Consider the following 2,171-nt stretch of genomic DNA (forward strand, 5'->3'; position numbering starts at 1 on the left):
GGCGCGGCGGGAGTTCCGCGAGCTGGGCTTCGACTCGCTGACCTCGGTGGAGTTGCGTAACCGGCTGAACGGTGCGACGGGGTTGCGGTTGCCGGTGACGCTGGTGTTCGACTATCCGACACCGGTGGTGCTGGCGGAGTTCCTGCTGGGCGAACTGCTCGGAGAGCACGCCGATGTGATCATTCCGGCCACGCTCGCATCGGTCGCGGATGATCCCATTGCCATTGTTTCGATGGCCTGCCGCTACCCGGGTGAGGTCAACTCTCCTGAAGACTTGTGGCGGCTGGTGTTCGAGGGTGGGGATGGGATCTCGGAGTTCCCGACGTCGCGCGGTTGGGATCCCGGGGCGTTGTACAGCCCGGATCGGGAGAGTCGCGGGACGAGCTATGTGCGTGAGGGTGGGTTCCTGCACGATGCGGGGGAGTTCGATCCGGGGTTCTTCGGGATTTCGCCGCGTGAGGCGCTGGCGATGGACCCGCAGCAACGCCTGCTGCTGGAGACCAGTTGGGAAGCGGTCGAGCGGGCCGGGATCGACCCGCTCTCGCTGCGGGGCAGCCACACCGGTGTGTTCGCCGGGATCATGTACCACGACTACGCGGCAAGCGCGGAGTTCCCGCCGGACGTGATGAGCTTCTTCGGCACCGGTAATGCCGGGAGTGTGTTGTCGGGCCGGATCTCGTACGCGCTGGGCTTGGAGGGCCCGGCGATGACGGTCGACACCGCCTGCTCCTCCTCTCTGGTCACGATTCATCTGGCGGCGCAGGCGTTGCGGTCGGGCGAGTGCGCGCTGGCGCTGGCCGGTGGTGTGACGGTTATGGCGTCGCCGGGTTCGTTCATCGACTTCAGCGCGCAGGGCGGGCTGGCCGGCGATGGCCGGTGCAAGTCTTTCTCAGAGGCGGCCGATGGGGTGAGCTGGGCCGAGGGCGTCGGCATGGTGGTGCTGGAGCGCCTCTCGGACGCGCGGCGCAACGGTCATCAGGTGCTCGCGATCGTGCGCGGGTCGGCGGTCAACCAGGACGGCGCGTCGAACGGTCTGACCGCGCCGAACGGTCCGTCGCAGCAGCGGGTGATTCGCCAGGCGCTGGGCAGCGCTGGTCTGACTCCCGCTGATGTGGACGTGGTGGAGGGTCACGGCACCGGTACGACGTTGGGTGACCCGATCGAGGCGCAGGCGCTGCTGGCCACCTACGGCCAGGGTCGCGAGGCCGGTAGGCCGCTGCTGCTGGGGTCGGTGAAGTCGAACATCGGTCACACGCAGGCGGCTGCGGGTGTGGCGGGTGTGATCAAGATGGTGCTGGCCATGCGGCATGGGGTGCTGCCCAGGACGTTGCATGTGGATGCGCCGTCGTCGCATGTGGACTGGTCGGCGGGCGCGGTGGAGCTGCTGACCGAATCCAGGTCCTGGCCTCGCGTGGAGCGTCCGTGGCGTGCCGGGGTGTCGTCGTTCGGGATCAGCGGCACCAACGCCCACGTGATCATCGAACAGGTCCTGGAGGCCGAACCCGAGGAGGCTTCGCGGGGACCGGAGACTCCGCGGAGCGAGGCCGAGCCGGGCGCGGAGGATCGGGCATCGGCTGCGGCGGATGTGGTGCCGGTGCTGGTGTCGGGCCGTACGGCGGGAGCGTTGCGGGCGCAGGCCGGGCGGCTGGCCGCGCATGTGGAGGGCCACGATGAGGTGGCCTTGGCCGACGTGGGGTTCTCGCTGGCGACGACGCGGTCGTCGTTCGAGCATCGCGCGGTGGTGCTGGCGAGCGACCGTGAGGGTGTGCTGGCCGGGTTGGGCGCGCTGGCGGACGACCGCCCGGGCATGGGCGTGGTGCGCGGGGTGGCCGGGGCGGAGCCGCAGCTCTCCTTCCTGTTCACCGGTCAGGGCAGCCAGCGGGCGGGGATGGGCCGGGAGTTGTATGAGCGGTTCCCGGTGTTCGCGCAGGCGTTGGATGAGGTGATCGCCGAGCTTGACCCGCTGCTCGATGGGTCGCTGCGCGAAGTCCTGTTCGCTGAGCCGGGTAGTGAGCTGGCCGGGCTGCTGGACCTGACGGGGTGGGCGCAGCCGGCGCTGTTCGCGGTGGAGACGGCGCTGTTCCGGCTGGTGTCCTCGTGGGGGGTCCGGCCGGATGTGCTGGCGGGCCACTCGGTCGGGGAGATCACGGCGGCGCATGTGGCCGGGGTGC

The 2,171-nt window shown here is 69.8% G+C and carries 1 protein-coding gene; it reads left to right on the forward strand.

The genetic code is table 11. The features are described 5' to 3' along the window. On the forward strand, window positions 1–2,171 hold a 2,171-nt coding region (locus ABZ260_RS50290; RefSeq protein WP_355632859.1), incomplete at both ends, for a beta-ketoacyl synthase N-terminal-like domain-containing protein.

Source organism: Streptosporangium sp. NPDC006013, assembly GCF_040614275.1.
Classification (GTDB): Bacteria; Actinomycetota; Actinomycetes; order Streptosporangiales; family Streptosporangiaceae; genus Streptosporangium.